General features: G+C 69.7%; 24 protein-coding genes. 13 read left to right on the forward strand and 11 right to left on the reverse strand.

The features are described from left to right. Entirely contained in the window at positions 1-1,008 is a 1,008-nt protein-coding gene (locus ACVFYP_RS14820; protein WP_499200958.1) for an alpha/beta hydrolase, read from the reverse strand. Between the two features lie 151 nt (positions 1,009-1,159). On the opposite strand from ACVFYP_RS14820, the gene ACVFYP_RS14825 reads away from it, so the two are divergent. The 3 genes from ACVFYP_RS14825 to ACVFYP_RS14835 all read left to right on the forward strand — a co-directional run bounded on the left by ACVFYP_RS14825 (position 1,160) and on the right by ACVFYP_RS14835 (position 5,527). Further along, complete coding sequence (locus ACVFYP_RS14825) at positions 1,160-1,384, forward strand: zinc-finger domain-containing protein (RefSeq protein ID WP_499200959.1); 225 nt, start codon at positions 1,160-1,162, stop codon at positions 1,382-1,384. A gap of 4 nt (positions 1,385-1,388) precedes the next feature. Beyond that, the gene (polA, locus tag ACVFYP_RS14830) at positions 1,389-4,217 is read left to right on the forward strand and encodes a DNA polymerase I (protein WP_499200960.1); all 2,829 of its coding nucleotides are present in this window, start codon (positions 1,389-1,391) and stop codon (positions 4,215-4,217) included. A gap of 110 nt (positions 4,218-4,327) precedes the next feature. Continuing rightward, positions 4,328-5,527: an MFS transporter gene (locus ACVFYP_RS14835; protein WP_499200961.1), complete on the forward strand. Its 1,200-nt coding sequence runs from the start codon at positions 4,328-4,330 to the stop codon at positions 5,525-5,527. A gap of 10 nt (positions 5,528-5,537) precedes the next feature. Here the strand turns inward: ACVFYP_RS14835 and ACVFYP_RS14840 are convergent, their stop codons facing one another. From ACVFYP_RS14840 to ACVFYP_RS14865, 6 genes are read right to left on the reverse strand one after another with little or no spacing between them, the layout of a single operon-like run. Beyond that, complete coding sequence (locus ACVFYP_RS14840; RefSeq protein ID WP_499200962.1) at positions 5,538-6,746, reverse strand: MFS transporter; 1,209 nt, start codon at positions 6,744-6,746, stop codon at positions 5,538-5,540. Beyond that, positions 6,743-8,080 (reverse strand): LLM class flavin-dependent oxidoreductase, encoded by a 1,338-nt coding sequence (locus tag ACVFYP_RS14845; RefSeq protein WP_499200963.1) that lies wholly within the window; start codon positions 8,078-8,080, stop codon positions 6,743-6,745. The genes ACVFYP_RS14840 and ACVFYP_RS14845 overlap by 4 nt, the downstream gene beginning before the upstream one ends. 49 nt (positions 8,081-8,129) lie before the next feature. Further along, complete coding sequence (locus ACVFYP_RS14850; RefSeq protein WP_499200964.1) at positions 8,130-9,521, reverse strand: AMP-binding protein; 1,392 nt, start codon at positions 9,519-9,521, stop codon at positions 8,130-8,132. Then, positions 9,518-10,762 carry an acyl-CoA dehydrogenase family protein gene (locus ACVFYP_RS14855; protein WP_499200965.1) on the reverse strand — a complete coding sequence of 415 codons (1,245 nt, stop codon included), beginning with the start codon at positions 10,760-10,762 and terminating at the stop codon, positions 9,518-9,520. Before ACVFYP_RS14855 ends, ACVFYP_RS14850 begins: the two co-directional genes overlap by 4 nt. Before the next feature lie 4 nt (positions 10,763-10,766). After that, entirely contained in the window at positions 10,767-11,468 is a 702-nt protein-coding gene (locus ACVFYP_RS14860; protein WP_499200966.1) for an alpha/beta fold hydrolase, read from the reverse strand. Beyond that, a complete protein-coding gene (locus ACVFYP_RS14865; RefSeq protein ID WP_499200967.1) occupies positions 11,465-12,502 on the reverse strand; it encodes a 2,5-dihydroxypyridine 5,6-dioxygenase NicX family protein in 1,038 nt (345 codons plus the stop codon). Before ACVFYP_RS14865 ends, ACVFYP_RS14860 begins: the two co-directional genes overlap by 4 nt. Positions 12,503-12,576: 74 nt before the next feature. On the opposite strand from ACVFYP_RS14865, the gene ACVFYP_RS14870 reads away from it, so the two are divergent. Both ACVFYP_RS14870 and ltnD read left to right on the forward strand, forming a co-directional pair. Further along, a complete protein-coding gene (locus ACVFYP_RS14870) occupies positions 12,577-12,996 on the forward strand; it encodes a MarR family winged helix-turn-helix transcriptional regulator (protein WP_499200968.1) in 420 nt (139 codons plus the stop codon). 132 nt (positions 12,997-13,128) lie between these two features. After that, on the forward strand, positions 13,129-14,025 hold the full coding sequence (gene ltnD / locus ACVFYP_RS14875) for an L-threonate dehydrogenase (protein ID WP_499200969.1): 897 nt from the start codon (positions 13,129-13,131) through the stop codon (positions 14,023-14,025). Here ltnD and ACVFYP_RS14880 read toward each other — a convergent pair. The 3 genes from ACVFYP_RS14880 to ACVFYP_RS14890 are packed head-to-tail and all read right to left on the reverse strand — an operon-like array spanning position 14,022 to position 17,031. Next, a complete protein-coding gene (locus ACVFYP_RS14880) occupies positions 14,022-14,219 on the reverse strand; it encodes a heavy-metal-associated domain-containing protein (RefSeq protein ID WP_499200970.1) in 198 nt (65 codons plus the stop codon). The two genes, ltnD and ACVFYP_RS14880, sit on opposite strands and share 4 nt — an antisense overlap. After that, a complete protein-coding gene (gene cueR, locus ACVFYP_RS14885; RefSeq protein ID WP_499200971.1) occupies positions 14,216-14,608 on the reverse strand; it encodes a Cu(I)-responsive transcriptional regulator in 393 nt (130 codons plus the stop codon). Before cueR ends, ACVFYP_RS14880 begins: the two co-directional genes overlap by 4 nt. A 5-nt stretch (positions 14,609-14,613) precedes the next feature. After that, complete coding sequence (locus tag ACVFYP_RS14890; protein WP_499200972.1) at positions 14,614-17,031, reverse strand: heavy metal translocating P-type ATPase; 2,418 nt, start codon at positions 17,029-17,031, stop codon at positions 14,614-14,616. 176 nt (positions 17,032-17,207) lie between these two features. Between ACVFYP_RS14890 and ACVFYP_RS14895 the strand changes: the two genes are divergently transcribed. From ACVFYP_RS14895 to ACVFYP_RS14930, 8 genes are all read left to right on the forward strand, one after another. Then, positions 17,208-18,284: a trypsin-like peptidase domain-containing protein gene (locus tag ACVFYP_RS14895; protein ID WP_499200973.1), complete on the forward strand. Its 1,077-nt coding sequence runs from the start codon at positions 17,208-17,210 to the stop codon at positions 18,282-18,284. 370 nt (positions 18,285-18,654) lie between these two features. After that, complete coding sequence (gene atpH, locus ACVFYP_RS14900; protein WP_499200974.1) at positions 18,655-19,260, forward strand: ATP synthase F1 subunit delta; 606 nt, start codon at positions 18,655-18,657, stop codon at positions 19,258-19,260. Beyond that, positions 19,260-20,798, forward strand: coding sequence for a F0F1 ATP synthase subunit alpha (atpA, locus tag ACVFYP_RS14905; RefSeq protein WP_499200975.1), 1,539 nt, complete (start codon positions 19,260-19,262; stop codon positions 20,796-20,798). The genes atpH and atpA overlap by 1 nt, the downstream gene beginning before the upstream one ends. 11 nt (positions 20,799-20,809) lie before the next feature. After that, positions 20,810-21,703, forward strand: a complete 894-nt coding sequence (locus ACVFYP_RS14910) for a F0F1 ATP synthase subunit gamma (protein WP_499200976.1) — start codon at positions 20,810-20,812, stop codon at positions 21,701-21,703. A 16-nt stretch (positions 21,704-21,719) separates the two neighbouring features. Continuing rightward, positions 21,720-23,150 (forward strand): F0F1 ATP synthase subunit beta, encoded by a 1,431-nt coding sequence (gene atpD / locus ACVFYP_RS14915; RefSeq protein WP_499200977.1) that lies wholly within the window; start codon positions 21,720-21,722, stop codon positions 23,148-23,150. Between the two features lie 144 nt (positions 23,151-23,294). After that, entirely contained in the window at positions 23,295-23,705 is a 411-nt protein-coding gene (gene atpC / locus ACVFYP_RS14920) for an ATP synthase F1 subunit epsilon (protein WP_499200978.1), read from the forward strand. 129 nt (positions 23,706-23,834) lie between these two features. Then, entirely contained in the window at positions 23,835-24,692 is an 858-nt protein-coding gene (locus tag ACVFYP_RS14925) for a ferritin-like domain-containing protein (RefSeq protein WP_499200979.1), read from the forward strand. 2 nt (positions 24,693-24,694) lie between these two features. Continuing rightward, a complete protein-coding gene (locus ACVFYP_RS14930; protein ID WP_499200980.1) occupies positions 24,695-25,849 on the forward strand; it encodes an endo-1,4-beta-xylanase in 1,155 nt (384 codons plus the stop codon). A 4-nt stretch (positions 25,850-25,853) separates the two neighbouring features. Here ACVFYP_RS14930 and ACVFYP_RS14935 read toward each other — a convergent pair whose 3' ends face one another. Further along, a complete protein-coding gene (locus ACVFYP_RS14935; RefSeq protein ID WP_499200981.1) occupies positions 25,854-26,339 on the reverse strand; it encodes an RNA pyrophosphohydrolase in 486 nt (161 codons plus the stop codon). Positions 26,340-26,343: the final 4 nt, after the last annotated feature.

The raw sequence follows: 26,343 nt of genomic DNA on the forward strand, positions 1-26,343 counted from the left end.
TTATCGCGCCATCCACCCTGGCGCGAAATCCTCGGCGCCCGAAGGCAGTGGCGCCGCGGGATCGGCGGTAAACGCCACAATATCGGCCGCCACCGCCTCGCGGTTGCTGTCGGTCAGAAGCAGATGAAAACCTTCCTCATGGATGGCGATCCGCACCGGGCTGTCCGGCGGCAGGCGGCGGAGCGCGGCGCGGATCGGGCGGGCGGGGATCAGCGTATCCTTGTCGCCATACAGCAGAAGCACCGGTACGGGGCGGTTGCCCACCCCGCGGCAGCAGGTGGGCAAAGCGGCGCTGGCCGCATCCATCAGGTCCACCAGACCCACCGCCGCATCCACCCGCGTGCGGCGGATCACCAGCGGGTCGCGGCCCAGGCGGCGCAGCGCCGCCTCATTGTCGCTGGCGACCACGCCGCCCACCCCGCCCTGGAAGCCCAGGATCGGCATGGTGCGCGCCGCCAGCCAAAGGCCGCCGCGCATCAGGGCGTTCATGCTCTCCCGCCCCCAAAGCGCCGGGGCCAGCAGCACATAGCCATCCACCGGCGCCGCCTCCGCCGCGGTGCCGGCCAGGATGGAAACGGCGCCGCCCATGCTCTCCCCCATCAGGAACAGCGGCAGGTCGGGGTGGCGGGCGCGCAGCAGGCGGGCGGCGGTGATGGCGTCCTCGGCCATGGTCTCCGCCCCCGGCCAGTAGCCCCGGTTGGGGGACCGGCCGAAGCCGCGCTGGTCATAGGCATAGACCAGCAGCCCGCCGGCATTGAGCTGTTCGATGCTGTCGGCCAGGAAATTGCCGGAATGGTCGTTGAAGCCGTGCAGCGCCAGCAGGACCGCCCGCGGCGGGGTTTCGGGCGCGAAGCGGCGCATCGGCAGCACCGCGCCATCGGCGGCGACCACGGCCTCTCCGCGGAGGGTCGGCATCAGCGTGGCCGGGCCGGCCGGCATCACCACCGGGGTGCAAGCGGCGGCCAGCAGCAGCGTCAGCAGGGCCAGGACGCTACGCCACCAAGCCATTCCGTGCCGGACCCCCATGCCGCCGAACCTTCCCACGGCTTACGCAGACCCGTCCCGCCCCGCAAGGTCGGGGCTGGCCGTGCCCCTCCGCCCCCCCTATGTTCCCGCCATGACCGGCACCCCCAGCCGGCCACAGCCCATGAGGACCGCCATGCGCGATGCGCGACAGACCGGCTACACCCCGGTCGCCCTGCCCGGTGTGACGCCGGAGGAAATTCTGGAAGTCACCACCCGCAGCCCGGGTTGCGATGGCGGCGGCGGCGCGCTGGGCCATCCGCTGGTCTATCTGCGCATTGAAGACCGGCAGGTGACCTGCCCCTATTGCTCGCGCACCTATGTGCTGGCCGAGGGTGCAGGCGACGACCACGGGCACTGAGGGCATGAGCGACGCCGCCATCCTCCCCGCCGTCGAGGAAGCCGTCCCGCCGGTGGCGCCGGGGCAGAAGCGGCTGATCCTGGTCGATGGCTCCGGCTACATCTTCCGCGCCTTTCACGCCCTGCCGCCGATGACGCGGCCGGATGGCACGCATGTGAATGCCGTCTTCGGCTTCACCCAGATGCTGTCCCAGTTCCTGTCCCGCCACGCCGCCAGCCATATCGCCGTGGTCTTCGACAGCGCGCGACTGACCTTCCGGAATGATTTCTACCCCGACTACAAGGCGCATCGGCCCGAGCCGCCGCCGGAGCTGATCCCGCAATTCGCCCTGATCCGCGAGGCGACGGAAGCGCTCGGCGTCTGCCAGGCGGAACAGCCCGGCTTCGAGGCGGATGACCTGATCGCCGCCTATGCCCGTGTCTTCGTGGAGGAGGGCGGCGAGGTCTCGATCGTCTCCTCCGACAAGGACCTGATGCAGCTGATCGGCCCCGGCGTGCAGATGCTGGACCCGATCAAGCAGAAGCCGATCCGCGAGCCGGAAGTTTTTGAAAAATTCGGCGTGACACCGGACAAGGTGGTGGAGGTGCAGGCGCTCGCCGGTGACAGCACCGATAATGTGCCGGGCGTCCCCGGCATCGGCATCAAGACCGCGGCGCAGCTCATCAACGAATACGGCGACCTCGAAACGCTGCTGGCCAACACCGCCAAGATCAAGCAGCCGAAGCGGCGCGAGGCGCTGGAGCTGAATGCGGAGAAGGCGCGGATCAGCAAGCGGCTGGTGCAGCTCGACGCCCATGCGCCGCTGCCCTGCCCGATCGAGAAGATGCTGACCCGCGCGCCGCATCCGGCGACGCTCGAGAAATTCCTGCGCGAGAACGGTTTTCGCAGCCTGCTGGCCCGCCTCGGCCTGGGCGATGCCAGCGCGGTCACGCGCGGCAACGGTTTCCGGCCGCCCGCGCCGGCGAGCGAGGCGCCGGTGGTGCCCGCCGAGGCGGCGCCCTTCGGCGACTACGCCACCGTCACCACAATCGAAGCCCTGCGCGAATGGATCACGGCGGCCCAGGCGGCCGGCGTTGTGGGCTTCGACACGGAGACCGACAACCTCAACGCCATGAAGGCGCGGCTGGTCGGCTTTTCGCTCGCCATCGCCCCGGGCCGCGCCTGCTACGTGCCGCTGCGGCATGAGGGTAGCGGTGACCTGATGGGTGCGGCTGACCCCGAGCAGATCGAGGCCGAGGCGGCGCTGGCCGAGATCAAGCCGCTGCTGGAGGACCCTTCCGTCCTCAAGGTGCTGCACAACGCCAAATACGACCTGGAAGTGCTCTGGCGGGGGGAGAATGGCGGCATCGCCGTCGCGCCCGTGGATGACACCATGCTGATGTCCTATGCGCTGCGCGCCGGCAAGCATGGGCACGGCATGGACGAACTGGCGCTGCTGCATCTGGGCCATAGCTGCATCACCTTCGACAGCGTCACCGGCACTGGTCGCAACCGCATCACCTTCAGCAAGGTGCCGCTGGACAAGGCCACCGCCTACGCCGCCGAGGATGCGGATGTGACGCTGCGCCTGTGGCACGCGCTGCGGCCGGAACTGCGCGGCGCGCGGGCGCTGGCGCTGTATGAGCAGGTGGAGCGCCGCATGGTGCCCGTGCTGCGGGACATGGAACTCGCCGGCATCAAGATCGACGCCGCCGAATTGTCCCGGATCGGCGTCGACTTCACGGAGAAGCTGGCGCGCTATGAGCGCGAGATCCATGAGCTGGCGGGCAAGCCCTTCAATGTGGGCTCGCCCAAGCAGCTTGGCGAAATCCTGTTCGACGAAATGGGTCTGCAAGGCGGCAAGCGCAGCAAGCTGACCGGCGCCTGGGGCACCGATGCGAGCGTGCTGGAGGAGTTGGCCGTGCAGGGCCACGCTTTGCCGCGCCGGGTGCTGGATTGGCGGCAGATCGCCAAGCTGAAATCCACCTATGTCGACGCCCTGGCCCAGGCGGCGGATGCCCAGGGGCGGGTGCATACCGATTTCGCCATGGCGCTGACCTCCACCGGGCGCCTGTCATCCAGCGATCCGAACCTGCAGAACATCCCGGTCCGCACCGAGGAAGGCGCGCGCATCCGCCGCGCCTTCGTGGCGGAACCAGGCCATGTGCTGCTGGCGGCGGACTACAGCCAGATCGAGTTGCGCATCCTGGCCCATGTCGCCGATGTGCCGGCGCTGAAGGACGCCTTTGCCAAGGGCCAGGACATCCATTCGCGGACGGCGGCGGATATCTTCCACCTGGCGCCGGAGGCGGTGGACAAGGAAGCGCGGCGCCGGGCCAAGACAATCAATTTCGGAATCATCTACGGCATGTCCGCCTTCGGCCTGGGCGCGCGGCTGGGTATCGGGCCGGGCGAGGCGCGGGCGATCATCGACGCCTATTTCGGCCAGTATCCCGGCATCCGCGCCTGCATGGAAAAGCTGAAGGAGGACGCCCGCACCAGCGGCTATGTGCAGACCCCCTTCGGCCGCAAGCTGTGGATCGCCGACATCGCGAGCAAGGACCCGGTGCGTCGCGGCGGGGCGGAGCGTGCCGCCATCAACGCCCCCTTCCAGGGCGGCGCGGCGGAGGTCATCAAGCGCGCCATGGTGCGCCTGCCGCTGGCCCTGCAAGAAGCCGGGCTCGGCGCCCGCATGCTGCTGCAGGTGCATGACGAATTGGTGTTCGAGGTGCCGGCGGCGGAGGTGGAGGCCACCTCCGCGCTGGTCAAAACCATCATGGAGGGCGTCGCCAGCCTGTCCGTGCCTCTGGCCGTCGAGATCGGTCACGGCGCCTCCTGGTCCGAGGCGCATTGATCGCGAGAGGTCCGCGCCGCGCATCCCTGGTTTGACATCCGCCGGCCCTGCCCCACCTTGCCCGGGGCAGGGCCGGGGTCTATCGGACCCTAAAAGCGGGTGGATGCGCAGTGAGCATAACGGCGGATACCGGCCTTCCCGGCGCGAGCTGGAGCGCCACCGAGCGTCGCACCCTGGGCGCCATCGGCGCCGCCCATGCGGTCAGCCACCTACATATCCTGGTGCTGCCGCCGCTATTTCCCCTGTTGCAGGCGCGCCTCGGCGTCGGCTTCGTGGAGCTCGGGCTGGCCATCACCCTGTTCAGCATCGTCTCCGCCTTCACCCAGGCGCCGATGGGCTTTCTCGTGGACCGGATCGGGCCACGGCGGGTGCTGGCGGCTGGGCTCGTGGTCGGCGGCGCGGCCTTCATGCTGGTGGGGCTGGTGCCCAGCTATGCCATGGTGCTGCTGGCGGGGGCGCTCGCGGGGCTGGCGAATGCGGTCTACCACCCCTCGGACTACGCCATCCTCAACACCGTGATGGCCGGGCCGCGCATGGGGCGCGCCTTTTCCCTGCACACCTTTGCCGGTTTCGCCGGCGGCGCGGTGGCGCCCTTCCTGATGTTGGGGCTGGCGGCCTGGTTGGGGCTTTCGGGGGCGCTGATCGTTGCGGGGGCCATCGGCTGGCTGGTCGCCGCCTGGGTGCTGGCGACCTGTCCGGCCGACCCGGTGAAGGGCGTGGCGCCGAAGGCCGTGGCGGGGCAGCCAACGCGGGTGCTGAACCCGGCGGTGATCTCGCTGACCGGCTTCTTCGTGCTGATCGCGCTGTCGGTCGGCGGCATGAATGCCTTCGCCATCGCGGCCCTGGTCGCCTCCGGCGTCATGGGCCTCGGCATGGCCTCCACCGCGCTGACGGCGCTGCTGGCGGGCTCAGCCGGCGGCGTGCTTCTGGGGGGCGCGTTGGCGGACCGGGTGAAGCGGCACGGGCTGGTGGCCATGGCGGGCTTTGGCCTGGCGGGGGTGCTGACCCTGGCCGTGGGGCTGCTGCCCATGCCGGCGCTGCTGGTGGTGGTCGTGCTGGGCCTGGCGGGGGTGATGAGCGGCATGTGCATGCCATCCCGCGACATGATGGTGCGCGCCGCGGCACCGCCCGGGCAATCCGGTGCCGTCTTCGGCGTGGTCTCCACGGGCTTCAACATCGGCGGCATGATCGCGCCGCCGATCTTTGGTTGGCTGGTGGATAGCGGGCGGCCGGAGGCGGTCTTCATCCTCGGCGGCAGCTTCATGCTGGCAACGGCGAGCATGGCACTGGTGCAGGAGATGCGGCGCTAACCTCGTCAGACTATCCGCGCCCGTCCGCCAGCCGCGCCGCTTCGGCGCTGCGGCCGAGGCGCAGCATCGCGACGCAGCCCAGCGCCGGCCCCAGCGCCAGCACCGCGAAGGCGCCGCCCCAGCCCAGCGACTGCACCATTGGCGGCATCATGTGGATGGTCACCAGGGTCAGGGCGAAGCCCAGGCTGGTCTGCACCGTCAGCATGGTGCCGGTCAGGCCGGGCTCCGCCAGCTCCGCCACGCTGGCCGAGAATTGCGCCGAATCCGCCACCACGGCGACGCCCCAGACCAGGCCGAGCAATATCACCAGCGCCGGATGAAGGCCGAAGAAAAGCCCCGCCAGCAGGCAGCAGGCGCCGGAGACGGCCATGGCCGTGACAGTGACGCGCACCCGCCCGACACGATCCGCCGCCAAACCCGCGGCCACCGAGCCCAGCGCGCCGGCGGCGATCACCGCGAAGGTGGCGAGCGCCGCTTCCGCCGGCCGGGGTGCATCTCCGCGCCAGGCGGCGAAGCTGGCGGCAAAATACAGGCCGATCCAGGCCCACATCGCATAGAGCTCCCACATATGGCCGAGATAGCCGAGGGTCGCGAGCCGGGTGCCCCGGTTGCGGAACAGCGCCAGGGCGGCGGCGGGCCGGAAGGGCGGCGCCGGGGCGTGGCGCGGGCCGAGCCGCACCAGCCCGATCAGCGCCGCCCCCGCCATCGCCGCCAGCGAGGCCACGACCAGCACCGGCCGCCAATCCGCCCCGCCCAGCGCGGCCAGCAAATGCGGCGCGGCGGAGCCGAGCGTCAGCCCGCCGACCAGCAGCCCCACCACCAGCCCCATATCGCCCCGATCGGCCCAGCCGGCGGCGAGCTTCATCCCCACCGGATAGACCCCGGCCAGCGCCATGCCGGTGACGAAGCGCGCGACGATCACACCCTCCGACCCCGGCGGCAGCCAAAGGATCAGCGCATTCGCAGCGGCGCCGAGCAGCGCGGCGGCGGCGAAGACGCGGCGCGGGTCGTGCCGGTCCGGCAAGGCGAGGGCGGCGCTCAGCAGCGTGCCGAGCACGAAGCCCGCCTGCACGGCGCTGGTCAACAGCGCCTGGAAGCCCGCGCCACGGCCTGGCGCCTCCGCCAGCATGCCGGGACCGGCGGCGGTGGAGGAAAACCACAGCGCCAGCGCCAGCATTTCTGCGAATGTGATCAGCGCAATGTTGCGGCGCTTGTTCATGCCCAGCGATGGCCCGCCGCTGGATGACCTGCCGGCAGCAGCCGGTCCGCGCCGAACAGCTTTTCGCGGTAGGTGCCGGGGGCGTAGCTGGTCTTGTAGAGGCCGCGTTCCTGCAGCACCGGCACGACGAGGTCGATGAAATCCACCAGGCTTTCGGGCATCACGCTGCGGGACAGGTTGAAGCCGTCCACGCCCGCCTCCCGCATCCAGCCTTCCAGCGCATCCGCCACCTGCGCCGGGTCGCCGATAATAGGTGGCTGGCGGCTGCCGAGGACGGATTGCGCCAGCAGCATGCGTGGCGTCCAGTCCGGTCCCGCCACCTTGGCCATCGCCTCGACATTCGAGCGGATCGCCTGGCTTTCCCCGGCCCGCACCGGCTCATCCATGCCGAATTTGGCGAGGTCGATGCCGAGTGAGGCGGAGGCATGCGCCAGCGCGCCCTCGGCGCTCGCCCAGCTCGCGTAATCCGCCAGCTTGTCCCGCGCCTCCCGTTCCGTGCGGCCGACCACCACGGTGGCGCCGGCAAAGACCAGGATAGGGCGCGGGGCCGCCGCGGCACGAAGCTGTGCGACCAGCCGCGCGACCACGGCGGGGTTGGTGCCATTCACAAAGACGCATTCGGCATGGGTGCCGGCAAAGCGGCGGCCGCGTTCGCTGGCGCCGGCCTGGTAGAGCACGGGGGTGCGCTGCGGGGAGGGTTCGGCCAGGTGGACCGCGTCGATCCGGTATTGCGGGCCGTCATGGCGGATGCGGCGGACCCGCGCCGCATTGGTGTAGACGCCGCTTGAGCGGTCGCGCTTGACCGCATCCTCGGCCCAGCTTCCCTCCCACAGCGCATAGACGGCCTGCATGTATTCATCCGCCAGGTCGTAGCGGTCGTCATGGCGCATTTGCGCGTCATGGCCCAGCGCGCGGGCAGCGCTGTCGAGATATCCCGTCACAATGTTCCAGCCGATGCGGCCGCCTGTCAGATGGTCCAGCGTGCTCATCCGCCGGGCAAACAGGTAGGGCGGCTCATAGGCCAGGTTGCAGGTCACGCCGAAGCCGAGGTTTTGGGTCACCGCCGCCATGGCGGGCACCAGCATCACCGGGTCCAGCAGCGGCACCTGCACGCCGCCGCGCAGCGCCGCATCCGGGCGGCCGCCATGCACATCATAGATGCCGAGCACATCGGCCAGGAACAGCCCATCGAACAGCCCGCGCTCCAGCAGCCGGGCGAGGCGGGTCCAGTGCTGCAGGCTGGTGTAGTTCACGGCCGTGTCGCGCGGGTGGCGCCACATCCCCTGCTGGATATGGCCGGGGGTCGCCATATCGAAGGCGTTCAGGCGCATCATGCGGGGCGTTTCCTCGGGCATTTGGCCCGATCATGCCCGAGTTGCGGGTTCAGGCCAGTAGCTGGCGCAGCCTGGCCGTTTCCACCTTGCCCAGCGCCGTGCGTGGCAGGGCCGGCACGGTGACCACGGCGCGGGGAATCTTGAAGCGGGCGATCTGCCCCTCGAAATGCGCCAGCACCTGGGCCGCGTCGAAGCCGGGCGCGGGCACGACGACCGCGACCGGCACCTCGCCCCAGCGCGGATCGGGGCGGCCGATGATGGCGCCTTCGACGATGCCGGGGGCGCTGCGCAACAGGCGCTCGACCTCCGCCGGGTAGATGTTCTCGCCGCCAGAGATGATGACGTGCTTGAGGCGGTCGGTGAACCACCAGCGGCCCTCCGGGTCAATGCGCCCGACATCGCCGGTGGCGAACCAGCCTTCGTCATCGAGGGCGGGCACGTCTGGCCAGTAGCGGCGCAGCGTGGCCGGGCCGCGGATCTGGATTTCGCCCTCGCTCGCCCCGCCGGCAATGCGCGCTTCCGCATGCAAGGCAGGGCGGCCAAGCGAACCGGGGGCGGCCAAGGCCTCCGCCCGGTCCTGCAGGATCGCGATGGGGCAGGTTTCGGTCGCCCCATAGACCTGCTGCACCGGGATGCCTCGCGCGTGAAAAGCCTCGATGAGGGGCAAGGGCACGTCGGAGGAGCCGGCGCCGATGGCGCGCAGGCTCGAAAGATCGGCCGAAGCCCAGCGCGGATGGCTGACCAACGCCTGCATCACGGCGGGCACCAGCAGCGTCAGCGTCGGGCGGAAGCGGGCGACATCGTCGAAGAAGGCATCCGGATCGAAGCGCGGATGCAGCAGCACCTCCGCCCCGGCCATCAGCGCCGGCGTGGTCTGGATGTTGAGTCCGCCGACATGGAACAGCGGCAGCACCGTCAGCACGCGATCCGCGGCCGTCAGTTCGAAGGCATGTGCGGCGCTCAGCGCATTGTGCTGAATGGCCTTCTGGTCGAGCACGGCGCCCTTCGGCCGTCCGGTGGTGCCGCTGGTATAGACCAGCAGCACAGGGCTTTGGTCATCCCCACTCTCCGCCGCGTTGCCGCTGGTGGAAAGCGTGGTGACGTCCACCGCCCGGTCCGGCACGGCCGAAGCCATGTCGGGCGTGGCCAGCAGCAGTCTGGCGCCGGCATCTTCCAGGATGAAGCGCCATTCCGGCGGGGCGAGGCGCCAGTTCAACGGCAGCAGCAGTGCGCCGAGCTGGGCGCAGGCGAACAGCGCCACGATCTGCGACGGGTGGTTCTGACCGAGGAAACCCACCCGATCCCCGTGCTGCACACCACGCGCCGCCAACGCCGCCGCCATGGCGCGCGCCTGCGCATCGAGGTCGCCATAGCTCAGCGCCACATCGCCGAAGCGCAGCGCGATGCGGTCCGGCGGCTGCGCGGCGAGCCAGTGCCTCACTGGTCCGTCTCGCCCTTCTCATACAGCGCATCGCGCCCGATGCGGTCGATGCACAGTTCCGCCGTCCAGGGCAGCATCAGGGCGCCGCAGCGGCTATCCCGGAAGATGCGTTCCAGCGGCAGGGATTTGAGCATCGCCTGGCCGCCGCAGGTGCGGATGGCGAGGCTGGCGATGGCCTGGGCATTCTCCATCACCGTGTGCTGCGCGGCCAGCGCGCGCAGCATCTGCTCCTTGCTTGGATCAGGCCCGGCCTCGGTGATCGCCTGGAACCACAGCGCCTTGGTCTGCTCCAGCATCACCCGCATCTGCGCCACCGCGATCTGCTTGGTCGGATACATGCGGCGCTTGACGGGCGGCGTGCCCGGCTGCTCGCCCCGTAGATAGCGGACGCAGAAGTCATAGGCCGCTTGCGCGAGGCCCATGTAAGTGGGCGACAGCGTGAGAAACATATGCGGCCAGCGCATCGCGGCCTGGAAGTACAGCCCCGGCGGCATCAGCGCCGCATCCTCCGGCACGAAGACATTGTCGAAGATGAGGGTGCGGGAGACGGTGCCGCGCATGCCGAGCGGGTCCCACTCGCCGGTCACGGTGACACCCGGCGCCTCCGCCGGCACGCCGAGATACAGCGTGTTTTTGCGGGATGCCTTCTCGCCCGGCAGCAGTTCGGTGCACAAAATGCCGTAGGTATCGGCATGGCCGGCGAGACTCGCAAAGATCTTCTTGCCGGTGACGCGAAAGCCGCCCTCGACGCGCTCCGCCGTGGTGCCGAAGGCCGCGGCACCAGCCGCCGCCGCACCGCCTTCCGAGAAGGGCTGCGAGAAGATTTTGCCGTCGCGCAAAATGGTGTCGTAGTGCAGGCGGCGGCGGCGGCGGTGTTCCGTGCGCGTGGCCCCGTCCATCTCCAGATCTTCGGTCAGTGCGCCGGTCCAGAGCGTGCTGCACACATGCATGTTCCAGGTCAGCGCCGTGGCGCCGCAGTACCGTCCCAGTTCCGCGGCGGTCAGGCAGTAGGCACGGAAATCGGCGCCGAGGCCGCCTTCCTTCGCCGGGATACAGATCCCCAAAAGGCCTTCGCGATGCATGTCGCGGTAGTTGTCGATCGGGAAGGTGGCTTCCCGATCCCATTGCGCGGCGCGCGGTGCCAGCACGCGGGCGCCGAAATCGCGGGCGCGGGCGGTGAGATCGGCCTCAAAGGGCGACAGGCGAAAAGCCTTCGGATCGAAGATCGGCGCGTCGGTCACGCTCTCAGGCCTCCAGGAAGGGCAGCAGCGCGGCGCGAAAAGCGTCCGGCGCTTCGAGATGGATGAGGTGGCCGGCGCCGGGAATCACCACCAGGCGCGCGCCGGGAATGGCCTCCGCCATGCGCTGCATCGTCTTCAGCGGCGCCGCCTGGTCGCGCTCGCCGGCGATCAGCAGCGTCGGTACGCTGATCTTCGCCATGTCGGCGCGGCGGTCGAAGGTGGTGAGGCAGCGCAGCGTGTCACGATAGACCGCATCGGGGATCGCCCGCATCGCCGCCAGCGCGCGTGGCAGCGCATCCGGCGGCGCGGTGTCGGCCAGCATGCCTGCCATCAGCTCGGGCGCCGCATCCTGCATCGAGCGCCCCTCCAGCGGCCCGAGCCGTGCCGCCAGAAACTGTTCGGCAAAAGCGGGATCACGGCCGCCGAAGGCCGGCGTGGTGCCATACAGCACCAGCTTCGCCACGCGATCCGGAAACCGCGCGACAAATTCCTGCGCCAGCATCCCGCCCATCGAATGGCCCACCAGCGTCACGCGATTCAGCCCATGCGCATCCAACGCATCGCGAAGCGCCTCCGCCAGCGCGGGAAAGGTCATCTCCGGCAACGGTGCGGACCCGCAGAAACCCGGCATCGGCCAGTCGATCGCACCCGGCACCATGCCGTCCCAGGACGGCCCGCCGATGCCATGCAGCAGCACAATGGTCATGGCACCAGAACTCCTTCGCGGACCACGACCTCGCCATCGAGGGCGATGGTGCAGCCGAAGACGGGGATGTCGAAATGCCCCTCGGTGAAGCGGCCGGCGAATTCATTGGCGCCGGTGGAAAACAGGAAGTTGCCGGCGGCCGCGCGCAGCTCCGTGCCGTTCAGGTCGCGGCGGTCGTGGAACAGCAGGCCTTCGCGCCGCGCGCGCGGGTTCATGCCCCAGCCGACATGGCTGACGGCATAGGCGCCCGGATCGCCCCAGGCGGCGAGGTAGTCGCGCATCATCCGCGCATCGAGGCCATCGCCCTCCACCGCCACCACATGGTCGTCCCGCAGCGTTAGCCGCACCGGCTGTTCGACGTACCGCTTGAAGGTGAGGTTCGCGTCGCCAGGCGCCAGCACCAGCGTGCCGGCCACGCTGCCCGCCGCGGGGAAGGACACCACCACACCGCCCGGCCAATGCGCGATGGTGCCGGGGCGGTCCGAAAAACCCCAGACGCCGGCGGTGGTCGCGCCCGCCATGGCCACGGTCAGGTCGGTGCCGGCCGCGCTGGTCACGCGCATTTCGCGCGCCGCGCGCAGGCGCTTCACCGCGGCCTTCACCGGCGCCGCATCCTCCGCCCGTGGCACCAGGCGTTCCAGCACATCCGGATGCTCGTCGCTGATCATCAGCACGCGGGCGCCGCTGGCCAGGATGCCGCGCAGTTCCGGCGCATGCAGCAACCCTTCGCGGGTCAAATCCAGGATGAGGGAGGAGGCACCGAGCGCCGCCAGCACGGAAGGATGGCCGGCCAGCGCCCGCGATGCCCCGGTGGAGCGCACCGGCACCGGTGCGGTCTGCGGCGGGGTCGGCACCTCCAGCCGGAAGGGCCGGCAGCCCAGGCGATGCGCCGCCAGCTCCGCGAGGTCGATGTTCAGCCGCCGCGACTGGCTTTCGGACAGCAGGCAGACCGTCTCCCTCGGCTGCGCCGCGCAAAGCCGCAGGACGGATTCGAAGGCGTCGATCCAATGCGGCTCGATCCGGTCGTCGCGCAAATTTCGGCCCCCTGGCTTCCAGTGCGGGAAGGCTAGCGCTGGCGCCAACATATGAAAAGTCATATATTCACGCCGTGACCGAATCCCCCCGCTTCGTCGAGGACTACCTCCTGGCCCTGCTGGCCCAGGCCTCGCACGCTGCCTCGGCCGATTTTCATGCGCGGCTGAAGGCGCGCGGCGTCGCGGTGCCGGTCTGGCGCGTGCTGGCGACGCTGCACGGCGCGGAGGGCGGTGCGACGGTCGGGCAGTTGGGAAACATCTGCCTGATGCAGCAGCCCACCATGTCCAAGCTGCTGGACCGCATGGCGGCGGAGGGTCTGGTGGCGCGCGCCCGCCAGGGCCGGCAGATGCGCATCGCATTGACGCCGGCCGGTGCCGCGCTGGCGGACTCCCTGGTGGCGGAGGCGCGCGCCCATGAGGCAGCCCTGCTGACCCGCCATGCCGAAGTGGCGCCGGCCTTGAAGGCGCTGCTGCGCGGAATCATCTCCGGCTGATGCCACCCATGTCCACGCTGTCAAAAATCGTCCTGATCCTGCTGGTGGTCTCCGCCCTGGTGCAGATTCTGGTCCTCGTCTTGCGCTGAAGCTTTCGGCCGGCCAGCCTGGGCGGGTCAGGGAGGCAAGACGATGCAGGTGGCGGTGATCGGCCTCGGGGCCATGGGGATGGGGGCGGCGCTGTCGTGCCTGCGGGCCGGGCTTTCCGTCACGGGCTGCGATTTTTCCGAGAATGCCCGCGGCAGCTTCGCGAATGCCGGTGGCCAGATCGCGGCCAGTGCCGACGCCATCGCGCCGGGGACGGAGGCGGTGCTGCTGCTGGTGGTCAACGCCGCGCAGACTGAAGCCGCCCTGTTCGGCCCTTCCGGCTGCGCCGCGCGGCTTGCCCCCGGGGCGGTCATCATCGCCTCCGCCACCATGGGCCCCGACGATGCCCGCCGGCTGGCGGCGCGGGCCGAGGCGGCGGGGTTTCTTTATCTTGATGCGCCCGTCTCCGGCGGCGCGGCCAAGGCCGCGACAGGGGAGATGACCGTCATGGCCTCCGGCACCCCCGCCGCCTTCGCCAAGGCGAAGCCGGTGCTGGACGCGGTCGCCACCAAGGTGTGGGAACTGGGGGAGGCCGTGGGCATCGGCGCGACCGTCAAGGTGGTGCACCAGCTTCTGGCCGGTGTGCATATCGCCGTGGCGGCGGAGGCGATGGCGCTGGGCATTCGCGCCGGCGCCGACCCCCAGAAACTCTACGACGTGGTGACCAGCGCCGCCGGCAATAGCTGGATGTTCGAGAACCGCATGGCCCGCGTGCTGACCGGCGACGACGCGCCACGCTCGGCAGTCGATATCTTCGTGAAGGACCTCGGCCTGGTGGCGGACATGGCGCGCGGCCTGAACCACCCGGTGCCACTCGCCAGCCAGGCGCAGCAATTGTTCACCGCCGCCAGCGCCATGGGGCAGGGCAGGGCGGATGATGGCTTCGTCATCCGGGTCTGGCAGGCCCTGACCGGCATCAAGCTGCCAGGTGACAAAGCCTAGGCCGCCACGGCATAGCCTTCCGCCGTCACCAGCGCGGCCAGCTCATCCCGGCTCAGCCGGGATTCGGCGCGCACCAGGCCGGCGGCCAGGTCCACCTCGACCTTCGCCGCCGGGTCCCGCTTCTGGATGGCGAGCGTCACCGCCCGCACGCAGTGGCCGCAGGTCATGCCGGATACGTGCAAAGCCTCGGTCATTCGTGCTGTCCCTCCAACTCCGCCAGGATCGGGCAATCCGGCCGGTCGTCGCCCTGGCAATGCTGCGCCAGATGGCGAAGGCTGTCAGCCACCGCCTGGAGCGAGGCAGCCTTGCTTTCCAGCGAGGCCACATGGTCCAGCGCCATCTGCTTCACATCGGCGCTGGCCCGCGACCGGTCGCGCCACAGCGCCAGCAGCTTGCGGATATCCTCCAGCGGGAAGGCCAGATCCCGCGCATGGCGGATGAACCGCAGCACCGCCACATCCTGCGCGCCGTAGCTGCGATAGCCGTTCGGCCGGCGCAGCGCCTCGATCAATCCGATCGCCTCATAATGGCGGATCATCTTGGCCGAGACGCCGGAGGCGGCGGAGGCCTCGCCGATATTCATGCCGTTCACGCCTTTTGCGACGGGTCGCGGGGCCGCCAGCGGGACAGCAGAAGCGCATTCCCCAGCACCGAGACCGAGGACAGCGCCATCGCCGCCCCGGCGAAGGGTGGCGATAGCAGCCCGGCCGCCGCCAATGGGATGCCGAGCAGGTTGTACGCGAAGGCCCATGCCAAATTCTCCTGCAGCTTGCGATAGGTTCGTCGGGTGATGTCGAGCGCCGCCGGCACCAAGGCCGGGTCGCCGCGCATCAGGGTGATGCCGGAAGCCGCCATGGCGACATCGGTGCCGGTGCCCATGGCGATGCCGAGATTGGCCGAGGCCAGCGCCGGCGCGTCATTCACGCCGTCGCCCACCATGGCGACGCGCGCGCCCTCCGCCTGCCAGCGGGCGATGGCGTCCAGCTTGTGCTGGGGCAGCACCTCCGCCTCCACCCGGGCGATGCCCAGCGCGCGGGCGGCGGCGCCGGCCGCGGCCGGGCCGTCACCCGACAGCATGGCGACCTCCACCTTCATGGCGCGCAGGGCGGCGATGGCACCGGCGGCGCCGGGCTTCAGCGCATCCTCGAAGGCGAGCAGTGCCAGGGGGCGGCCAGAGCCGACCAGCCAGGCGAGGCTGCGGCCGGCGGCGGCTTCCTGCGTGGCCGCCCCCGCCAGCACCCCTTCGGACAGTTCGGATTCGGCCAGAAGGCGCGGGCTGCCCAGGGTCAGCCGGTCGCCATCAACCACACCTTCTACCCCGCGCCCCGGCAAGGCGCGAAAGCTCGACACGGTGGGAGGGCGCCCACCGGGCTGGTCTTCGGCGAAAGCGGCCAGCACCGCGCGGGCCAGGGGGTGCTCGCTGCCGGATTGCAGGCCAGCGGCCCAGGCCAGTGCATCCTGCGCCGCCACGCCGGGTGCCGGGTGCAGCGCGGCCAGGCGCGGCCGGCCCTCGGTCAGCGTGCCGGTCTTGTCGAAGGCCACGAAAGTGATTCCCTGGCCGCGCTCGATCGCCTCCGCATCGCGCACCAGGATGCCGGCGCGGGCCGCGGCCCCGGTGCCGGCCATGATGGCGGCGGGGGTGGCGAGGCCGAGCGCGCAGGGGCAGGCGATGACCAGGACCGCCACGGCATGCAGCAGCGCCGCCTCCGTCCCCGCACCGGCCCAGAGCCAGTAGGCCAGGGTGCCGGCGGCGATCAGCAGCACGATGGGCACGAAGATGGCGGCGACCCGGTCCACCAGCTTCTGCACGGGCGCCCGACTGGCCTGGGCCGCGGATACCAGCGCGGCGACCCGTGCCAGGGTGGTGTCGCCGCCCACCGCCGTGGCGCGCAGCACCAGCCGCCCGTCCAGCACCACCGTGCCGGTGGCCAGGCTGTCGCCGCGGGATTTCTCCACCGCGCGGCTTTCGCCGGTCAGGGCGCTTTCATCGACGCCCGACTCGCCCTGTTCCACCCTGCCGTCCACCGGCACGCTTTCGCCGGGACGCAGCACGACCACGTCGCCCACCACGAGGGAGGCCGCCGGAACCTCGCGCTCCGTGCCATCCGCCGCCAGAAGCCGGGCGCTGCGCGGGCGCAGATCCAGCAGCGCGCGCAGCGCCGCGCCGGTGCCGCGCCGGGCGCGGGCTTCCAGATGCTTGCCGAGCATCACGAACAGGATGACGACGACCGCCGCCTCGAAATACAGCGCATGGCTGTGCTCGCCGCCATGTTGCAGCAGCAGCACCAGCGACAGGCCGAAGGCGGCGGAGGTGCCGATGGCCACCAACAGGTCCATATTGCCCGTGCCGGCGCGCAGCGCTGCCCAGCCGGCGCGGTAGAAGCGCGCGCCGAACCAGAATTGCATGGGCAGGGCCAGGCCGAGCTGCACCCAGCCATTCGGCATCCAGTCCTGGCCGAAGGCCATGCCGACCATGCCGATCAGGAAGGGCGCGGCGAGCAACCCGGCAATCCCAAGGTCCCGACGCTGCGCCTGGAGCTTCGCTTCCGCGGCCAGAGCCTCCGCCGCGCCGTCCTCCGTGGTGGCGGCCAGCCTGTAGCCGGCCTCGGCCAGGGCGGCGGCGAGCACCGCATCCTCCACCGGCAGCAGCAGCCGCAGCGTCGCCTGTTCCGAGGCGAGGTTCACGGAGGCCTCCACCACGCCCGGCACCGCGCGCAGGGCGCGTTCCACCCGGCCGGCGCAGCTGGCGCAGGTCATCCCCTCCACGCCGATCTGTCGCACCCTTTCCGGCACCTCATAGCCGGCCTGCCGCACCGCGGCCGCGAGGGTCGCCACCGGCGCGGTGCCGCGGATGCTCACCTGTTCGGAGGCGAGGTTCACTTGCGCCTCCAGCGTGCCGGGCACCGCCAGCAGCGCGCGTTCCACCCGCCCCGCACAACTCGCGCAGGTCATGCCCTCCACGGGCAGGGAGAGTCGGGGGAGGCTTTGCAGCGGGGCCTCGGGCATCGGGGTGATGTTCTGTTCCATGGCTCGGAGATGGGTCTTCCCAGTATGGGAAGGTCAAGGGGCAGTACGCGGCGTTCCGCCACGGTGCGGCCGCGGCCGGGGCGGTGCATTGATCCAGCGCAGGTTTTGCGCCGCCGCTTGACGGCCATCGCGCCGCGCCCGACATGATCGCCGCCATGCGCCCCACCCTGCCGACCCTGGTTCTTCTGTCCTGCCTGCTGCCGGGGGGGCTGCCCGGGGGATTGCCTGGGGGATTGCCGGGCGGTGGCGCCCATCCGGCCCTGGCGCAGACCGCGCCGCAGGCAGAGCCGGTGCGGATCATCAACCGCACGGGCCAGCCCGCCACGGCCCTGCATGCGGTGCGCAGCGGCCGCGGCGACTGGGGCAGCAACCTGCTGAATCATGGGCCCCTGCCGAACAATGCCGGCTTTGCCATGCGCCCGAATGCCGAGGCCGGCTGCCGATTCGATGTCCGCCTGGTGCTGGCCGATGGGCGCGAAAGCGTGCTGCGCGACCAGGATATCTGCGCGACGCCGCGGGTGGAACTGTTCACGGCCGCCGCCGCGGCGCCGGCCGCGACCCCCCCGGCCACGACCCCGAATGTGGCGCAGGCGCGGCCCAATGCGCAGGCCCGGCGGGTGTCCACCGGCACCGGCTTCGTGGTGGCGCCGGACCGGGTGCTGACCAACCAGCATGTGGTCGATGGCTGCGACCGCATCCTGGCCCGCGCCGCCGATGGCCGTTGGCTGGCCGCGGTGCCGCCGGCCCAGGTGGACCGGACGCTGGACCTGTCGATCCTCAACATTCCCGGCAATCCGGGCCCATCGCTGGAATTCCGCGCCGGCCCGGCGGTGCGCCGGGGCGAGAGCGTGGTGGCCTATGGCTTTCCGCTGACCGGCCTGCTCTCCGCCGATCCGAAGCTGACCCGGGGCGAGATCAACGCGCTCGCCGGGCTGCGCAATGATCCGAACAATTATCAGATCAGCGCGGAGGTCCAGCCGGGCAATTCCGGCGGTCCGCTGCTCGACATGCAGGGCCATGTGGTGGGCGTGGTGGTGGCCAAGCTGGACAGTCGCCGGGTGCAGAATGTGGACAACGTCAATTTCGCGGTGAAGGGGGAGGCCGCCCAGGCCTTCCTGCGCCGGGCCGGCCTCGCCTTCCGGACGGCGACGAGCAGCGGCACGGATCGCAGCGCGGCGGATGTGGGCGATATCGCCCATCGTTCGACGGTGCTGCTTCGCTGCGAGCGGTAGGTTTCGACATCCGGAGACTTGCCGCGGCGAAGGCTGGGGCTGGCGGATGACAAAGCCGCCATGTCCGCGGTCCGGCGGCGGGGACCGCGACCTGCCCGCCACCTGACGTCGCCAGGCGATGCGGAGGCGAGGCCAATTCAGGCCGTTGCCGCACCCGGCACCCCTGAAAAGCCGCCCTTCTAGGCCGATCCTGGCCGTCTCCGGCGCGCGCCGGCAGGCGTTCCCATCCCGGCCCTGGCGGCGGAGATGTGTTGCCGCAACGCAATACGCATGCTAAGGCGCCGCCGCCGCATAAAGGGGGCGGTCACAACTGCCCCCCGGACCCGCGAGCCGCTATTCAGCTCCGCCCAGAGACAGGACCGGGATCCCCTTGGCCTCCGAAGCGACCAACGTAACCTCGGCCTCCACCCAGGCCCCGAACCCCACCGGGTTGTCGGAGCGCTATGCGCTCGCGCTGCTCGGCATCGTCGACGACCTGCGCGCGACGGAGCCCGGCGCTGCCGACGGTGTCGCGAAGGACCTCGACAGGCTGTTCCGCCTTTGGCAGGACGACGCCGGCTTCCGGTCCTTCGTGGCCGATCCCCGGTATGATTCCGCCGAGCAGAAGCGCGCCGTCTTCTCGGTGCTGGAGCGGGTCGGTATCGGCACGGAAGTGCGCAACCTGCTCGGCGTGATGATCGTCAACCGGCGCCTCGCCGCGTTGCCGGAGGTCGCGGCCAGCTTCGGAGCGCTGCTGTCGGCCCGTCGCGGCCAGCAGATCGCCACCGTCTCCACCGCCCATGGGCTTTCCGACACGCAGCGCGCGCAGATCGTCGCGCGCCTGACGGAAGCCGGCTATTCCGGCGTGCAGCTCAAGGAAAACGTCGACCCGTCCCTGCTGGGGGGTCTTGTTGTCCGCATCGGCTCGCGCCTCTACGACAATTCGCTCAAGTCCAAGCTGCAGCGCTTGCAGTACGCCATGAAGGGGGCCGCCTGATGGAGATCCGTCCAGCCGAAATCTCGGAGATCCTGAAGGCTCAGATCTCCAGCTTCGATGCCGAGGCGAATGTCGCCGAAGTCGGCACCGTGCTGACCGTCGGTGACGGCATCGCCCGCGTCTTCGGCCTGCAGAACGTCATGGCGGGCGAGCTGGTGGAATTCCCCAGTGCCGGCATCAAGGGCATGGCGCTGAACCTCGAGACCGACAATGTCGGCGTCGTGATCTTCGGTGACGACCGTGGCGTGAAGGAAGGCGACACCGTCTCCCGCACCGGCGAGATCGTGGACGTTGGCGTCGGCAAGGGCTTCCTCGGCCGCGTCGTCGATGCGCTGGGCAACCCGATCGACGGCAAGGGGCCGATCCAGATCGAGAAGCGCATGCGCGTCGAGGTCAAGGCGCCGGGCATCATCCCGCGCAAGTCCGTGCATGAGCCGATGCAGACCGGCATCAAGGCGATCGACGCCCTGATCCCGATCGGCCGTGGCCAGCGCGAGCTGATCATCGGTGACCGCCAGACCGGCAAGACCGCCGTCATCCTGGACACCATCATCAACCAGAAGGTGGCCAACGAGGCCGCCGGCGGTGATGAGTCCAAGAAGCTCTACTGCATCTACGTCGCCATCGGCCAGAAGCGCTCCACCGTGGCGCAGCTGGTGAAGACGCTGGAAGAGAACGGCGCGATGGAATATTCCATCATCGTCGCCGCCACCGCTTCCGACCCCGCGCCGATGCAGTTCCTGGCGCCCTACACCGGCTGCACGCTGGGCGAGTACTTCCGCGACAACGCCATGCACGCGGTCATCTTCTACGATGACCTGTCGAAGCAGGCCGTCGCGTATCGCCAGATGTCGCTGCTGCTGCGCCGTCCGCCGGGCCGCGAGGCCTATCCGGGCGACGTCTTCTACCTGCACAGCCGCCTGCTGGAGCGTGCGGCGAAGATGAACGACGAGTTCGGCGCCGGTTCGCTGACCGCGCTGCCGGTCATCGAGACGCAGGCCGGCGACGTCTCCGCCTACATCCCCACCAATGTGATCTCGATCACGGACGGGCAGATCTTCCTGGAGACGGAGCTGTTCTTCAAGGGCATCCGCCCCGCCGTGAACGTCGGCCTCAGCGTCTCCCGCGTCGGTTCTTCCGCGCAGATCAAGGCGATGAAGCAGGTGGCCGGCAAGATCAAGCTGGACCTGGCGCAGTACCGCGAGATGGCGGCCTTCGCGCAGTTCGCCTCGGACCTCGATGCCACCACCCAGGCCCTGCTGGCCCGCGGCGCGCGGCTGACGGAACTGCTGAAGCAGCCGCAGTACAAGCCGGTTCCGGTCGAGGAGCAGGTTGTCGCGATCTTCGCCGGCACGCGCGGCTATCTCGACAAGGTCCCCCTCAACAAGGTCGGCGAGTTCGAGCGCCAGCTGCTGTCCGGGCTGAAGACGCAGTCCCCCGAGATCCTGACCTCGATCCGCACCGATCGCGAGATCAAGAAGGACACCGAGGTCAAGCTGATCGCCTTCCTCGACAGCTTCGCCAAGTCCTTCGGCTGAGATAGAGCGCCATGGCCAGCCTCAAGGCACTTCGCGCGCGCATCACCTCGGTGAAAAGCACGCGCAAGATCACGCAGGCGATGAAGATGGTCGCGGCGGCGAAGCTGCGCCGCGCCCAGTCGCAGGCCGAGGCCGCGCGCCCCTATGCCGAACGCATGGAGCGCATGCTGGCCTCGCTCGGCGCCTCCGTCGCCGGCAGCCCGGACGCGCCGAAGCTGCTGGTCGGCAGCGGTTCGGACCAGGTGCATCTGCTGGTGGTGGTCACTGGCGATCGCGGCCTGGCCGGCGCCTTCAACACCAATGTCGGCCGCTTCGCCCGCACCCGGATCCGGGAGCTGGAGGCGGCGGGCAAGACGGTGAAGGTGCTGGCGGTCGGCCGTAAGGGCGCCGCCTACCTCAAGCGCGAATTCGCCAGCCGGATCGTTGGCGAGATTTCGATGGCCGGCAAGAAGCGCGTGGGCTTCGAGGATGCGCAGGACATCGCGCATCGCGTCACCGCGATGCTTGAGGCCGGCGAATTCGATGTCTGCACGCTGGTCTACAACCGCTTCCGCAGCGTCATCAGCCAGGTGCCCGCGGCGCAGCAGTTGATTCCGACCTTGCTGCCGGAAGCAGGCACCGCCACGCCGGCCGCGACCTCGGGCGCGCAGGCCCTGTACGAATATGAGCCGAGTGAGGAGGAGATCCTCGCCACCCTGCTGCCGCAGAACCTGGCGATCCAGATCTACCGCGCCTTGCTGGAAAATTCGGCCGGCTTCTTTGGCAGCCAGATGAACGCCATGGACAATGCCACGCGCAATGCCGGCGAGATGATCAACAAGCTCACGCTGAACTACAACCGCACGCGACAGGCCAACATCACCCGGGAGCTGATCGAGATCATCTCCGGTGCTGAAGCCGTCTGACCAGGGACACGCACCCATGAAGAACAATGTCGGCAAGGTTACGCAGGTTCTGGGCGCCGTCGTGGACGTGCAGTTCCCGGCCGAGCTGCCCGCCATCCTGAACGCGCTGACCCTGAAGATCGAAGACCGCACGCTGGTCCTCGAGGTCGCGCAGCATCTGGGCGAGCGCACCGTGCGCACCATCGCCATGGACACCACGGACGGTCTGGTCCGTGGCACCGAGGTTGTGGACACCGGCGCCGGCATCTCCGTGCCCGTGGGCAATGAGACGCTGGGCCGCATCCTGAACGTCATCGGCGAGCCGATCGACGAGCGCGGCCCGGTGGGCGCCAGCAAGACCTACACCATCCACCGCGCGGCGCCGTCCTTCGAGGACCAGGCGACCTCCGCGGAAATCCTGGTGACGGGCATCAAGGTCATCGACCTGCTCGCCCCCTACATCAAGGGCGGCAAGATCGGCCTGTTCGGCGGCGCCGGCGTCGGCAAGACCGTCACCATCCAGGAACTGATCAACAACATCGCCAAGGGCCATGGCGGCGTGTCCGTCTTCGCCGGCGTCGGTGAGCGCACCCGCGAGGGCAACGACCTATACCACGAGATGGTGGATGCGGGCGTCATCAAGCTCGGCGAGAACGGCTCCACCGAAGGCTCCAAGGTGGCGCTGGTCTATGGCCAGATGAACGAGCCGCCGGGTGCGCGCGCCCGCGTGGCGCTGTCCGGCCTCTCGATGGCGGAATACTTCCGCGACGAGCAGGGCCAGGACGTTCTGTTCTTCATCGACAACATCTTCCGCTTCACCCAGGCCGGCGCGGAAGTGTCCGCGCTGCTGGGTCGCATCCCGTCCGCGGTGGGCTATCAGCCGACGCTTGCGACCGACATGGGCGCGCTGCAGGAACGCATCACCTCGACGAAGAAGGGCTCCATCACCTCGGTGCAGGCCATCTACGTCCCGGCCGACGACCTGACCGACCCGGCGCCCGCGACCTCTTTCGCCCACCTCGACGCGACCACCACGCTGAACCGCTCCATCGCCGAGCTGGGCATCTTCCCGGCCGTCGACCCGCTGGACAGCACCAGCCGCGCCATGGACCCCCGCGTGGTGGGTGAGGAACACTACCGCGTGGCCCGCGAAGTGCAGCGCATCCTGCAGACCTACAAGTCGCTGCAGGACATCATCGCGATCCTGGGCATGGATGAGCTGTCCGAGGAGGACAAGCTGATCGTGGCCCGCGCCCGCAAGCTGCAGCGCTTCCTGTCCCAGCCCTTCCACGTCGCCGAAGTCTTCACCGGCTCCCCGGGCGTGTTCGTGAAGCTCGAGGATACGGTGCGCTCCTTCGCCGCGATCTGCGCCGGCGAGTATGACCACCTGCCGGAAGCCGCCTTCTACATGGTCGGCACGATCGAAGACGCTGTGAAGAAGGGCGAGACGCTCAAGGCTGCTGCGTAAGCAGCAGCCTTCGGCTGATTTCCTGCCCTCAGGCGCCGGGCAGCCGCATCCGCGGCCTTGGCTCGCCGCATGAGCGGCGGGCCGCATTCGCGGCCTCGGCCCGCTTTAGCGGGCCGCCTTTGTTGGATTTGATGGGGTAGCGCCATGGCCACCTTCCAGCTCGAACTCGTCTCCCCGGAAAAGCTGCTGCTCAGCCGCGCGGTGGAGATGGCTGTGCTGCCCGCCACCGAGGGTGAGATGGGCGTGTTGCCCGGCCATGCGCCGATGATCGTCACCCTCCGCGGCGGTGTCATCGCCGTCACCGAGGGCGGGCAGGTCACCGAGCGGCTCTTCATCGCCGGCGGCTTCGCCGAGGTCACGCCGGAACGCTGCACCGTGCTGGCCGATGAAGCCACGCCGGTCGCCCAGCTTTCCAAGGCCGCCGCGGAGACGCGGGTGCGGGAGGCAGAGGCCGCCTATACCGCCGCCGCCATGGACACGCCGGAAAAGCGCGAAGCCAGCATGAACCGGTTGATGACCGCTCGCGCCATGGTGCTGGCCGCTGAGGCGGCCTGACACCTTTCGTCGCTTGAATTTGCCTCTCCGCCACAGAACATTAATACTGCCCGCCGCTGGCCGTTTCGCCGGCACGGGTCGTCGCACCGGTCGGTGCGAAATGCGCTTTTCGGCCGGGCGGGATGCAGGATGAAGCACTGGCGTATCGAGGAGGTGAGTTGGGATCGGTTTGATCCCGCCAAGCTCGATCCGGAGATCATACCCCTGGTCAAGGCCGCGGCCATGGTCGAGCGCAATGGCGACGACTACGCCCTCTATCTCCAATCCGTCTTCCATGACGACCCGGACTTCCACCAGGCCGCCGCCCATTGGGCGGAGGAGGAGGTGCAGCACGGCGACGCCCTCGGCAAATGGGCGATGCTGGCCGATCCGGGCTGGGATTTCGAACAGGCCTTCGCCCGCTACCGCGAAGGCTACAAGATCGACATCAAGGCCGATGCCTCCATCCGCGGTTCCCGCACCGGGGAGCTGATCGCCCGCTGCATGGTGGAGACCGGCACCAGCAGCTACTACACGGCGCTGGGCGAGGCGACCGAGGAGCCGGCGCTGAAGGAGGTCTGCCGCCTGATCGCGGCCGATGAATACCGCCACTTCAAGCTCTTCTACGACCACATGAAACGCTATCTGGGGCGGGAGAAGCTGTCCTTCCTCCACCGCCTGCGGGTCGCCGCCGGCCGCATCGGCGAGAGCGAGGACGACGAACTCGCCTTCGCCTTCCACTGCGGCAATGAAGCCGTGGGCATTCCCTACGACCATGATCGTTGCATCGCTGGCTATATGGGCCGGGCGATGGCCTACTATCGCTTCCGGCATATCGAACGGGGCATGGGCATGGTCTTCAAGTCGGTGGGTCTGCAACCGCGTGGACGAATGGCGGCCCTTGCCGCGCGCGGGGCCTGGAAGCTGCTGGCCTGGCGGCGGGACCGCTACAAGGCCACGCTGGCCCGGCCACCGGCCGCGGCCGCTGTCTCACCCGCGGCGGCCTGACCTTGCGCCTGCCCCGCCGTGCGGCCCTGCCGCTGCTGCTGGCGCCGCTGGTGACGCGCAATGCCCAGGGCCAGGGTCCCGCCCCGCCCAGCTTCACCCCGGCCAGCGCGCCTGACCTGCCGCTGGCCGAGATCGCCCAGCAACGTGGCTACACCTATGGCTGCGCCGTCACCGCCAAGCTGTTGGCCGACGAGCCGGATTTCGCCGTTCTGGTGGCACGGGAAGCCAGCCTGCTGGTGCCGGAATATGAGGGGAAGTTCGCCGCCCTGCAGCCGCAGGAAGGCCGCTTCGATACCGAGCCGCTGGATGCGCTGCTGCGCTGGGCGCAGCATTTCGGCAAATCCGTCCGCGGCCATGCGCTGGTCTGGCACAATGCCATGCCCGATTGGCTGCCCATCGCCCTGGCCGAGGGCCGCAACCGCGCCCAGGGGGTGATGGAGGCCCATTTCGACCGCGTGCTGGCCCATACGCGCGAACGCATCCGCGACTGGGACGTGGTGAATGAGCCGATCGCCAACCCGCCGGGCAGCGACGTGCCGGAGCCCCCTGGCAATAGCGGCGACTTGCGCGACACGCCCTGGCTGCGGGCGCTGGGGCCGGACTACATCGCCATGGCCTTCCGCGCCGCGCGCCGGCGCGATCCCACGCTGCGCCTGACCTTGAACGATTACGGCGTGGAGGCGGACAGTCCTCCCGCCGAGGAAAAGCGCCGCCGCCTGCTCCGCCTTCTGCGCAGCTTGCGAGCGGCCAATGTGCCGCTCGATGCGGTCGGCATCCAGGCGCATCTGCAGATGCGGGAGGCCTTCAACCCCGCCATCTTCACCGCCTTCGTCCGGGATATCCGCGCGCTGGGCCTTCAGGTGCTGATCACGGAGCTGGATGTGCGGGAGATTCGCCCCCCGGTCGGCGATTTCCCGGCGCGCGACGCCGCCGTGGCGCTGCGCGTGCACGCCTTCGCCAGCGCCGCCTTCGAAGGCGGTGCCCGCACCCTGCTGACCTGGGGCATCACCGACCGCTGGTCCTGGCTGTTCAACGACCAGGCTGTGGCATTGGGTCCCGGCGACGTGCATCGCGGCCTGCCCTTCGACTGGGAGCTGAACCGCAAGCAGATGTGGCGGGCTTTGGCGCGCGCCTATCTCGGGCTGGGCGTGGGCTGATCCGTCAGCCTGCGGCGAAGCGGCTGAATTCCCGCACCAGCTCCTCATAGATCGCGCGCTTGAAGTTCACCGCCAGGCCCGGCAGTTCCTCGATCCGCGCCCAGCGCCAGGCGTCGAATTCGGGATGCGGGTCGGCATCCAGGCGGATGTCGGAATCCTGGCCGGTGAAGCGCAGGGCGAACCACTTTTGGCGCTGGCCGCGATATTTCCGGGCCATGCGCATGGCTTGCAGCTCGGCCGGAAAATCGTAGCTCAGCCAGTCCGGATGCTCGGCGATGATCTCGGCGCGGTCGGTGCCGATCTCCTCCGCCAATTCGCGTAGCACGGCGATGCGCAGATCCTCGCCGTCATCGACGCCGCCCTGCGGCAATTGCCAGCCGCCGGCCGATCCCTCTGCATTCGGCATGTCCGCGCGACGGGCCACCAGCACCAGGCCGGCGGGGTTGAACAGCAGGGCGCCGACATTGGCGCGATAGGGCAGGGGGTTCATGCGG

The sequence above is a fragment of the Roseomonas sp. F4 genome, from assembly GCF_053891155.1.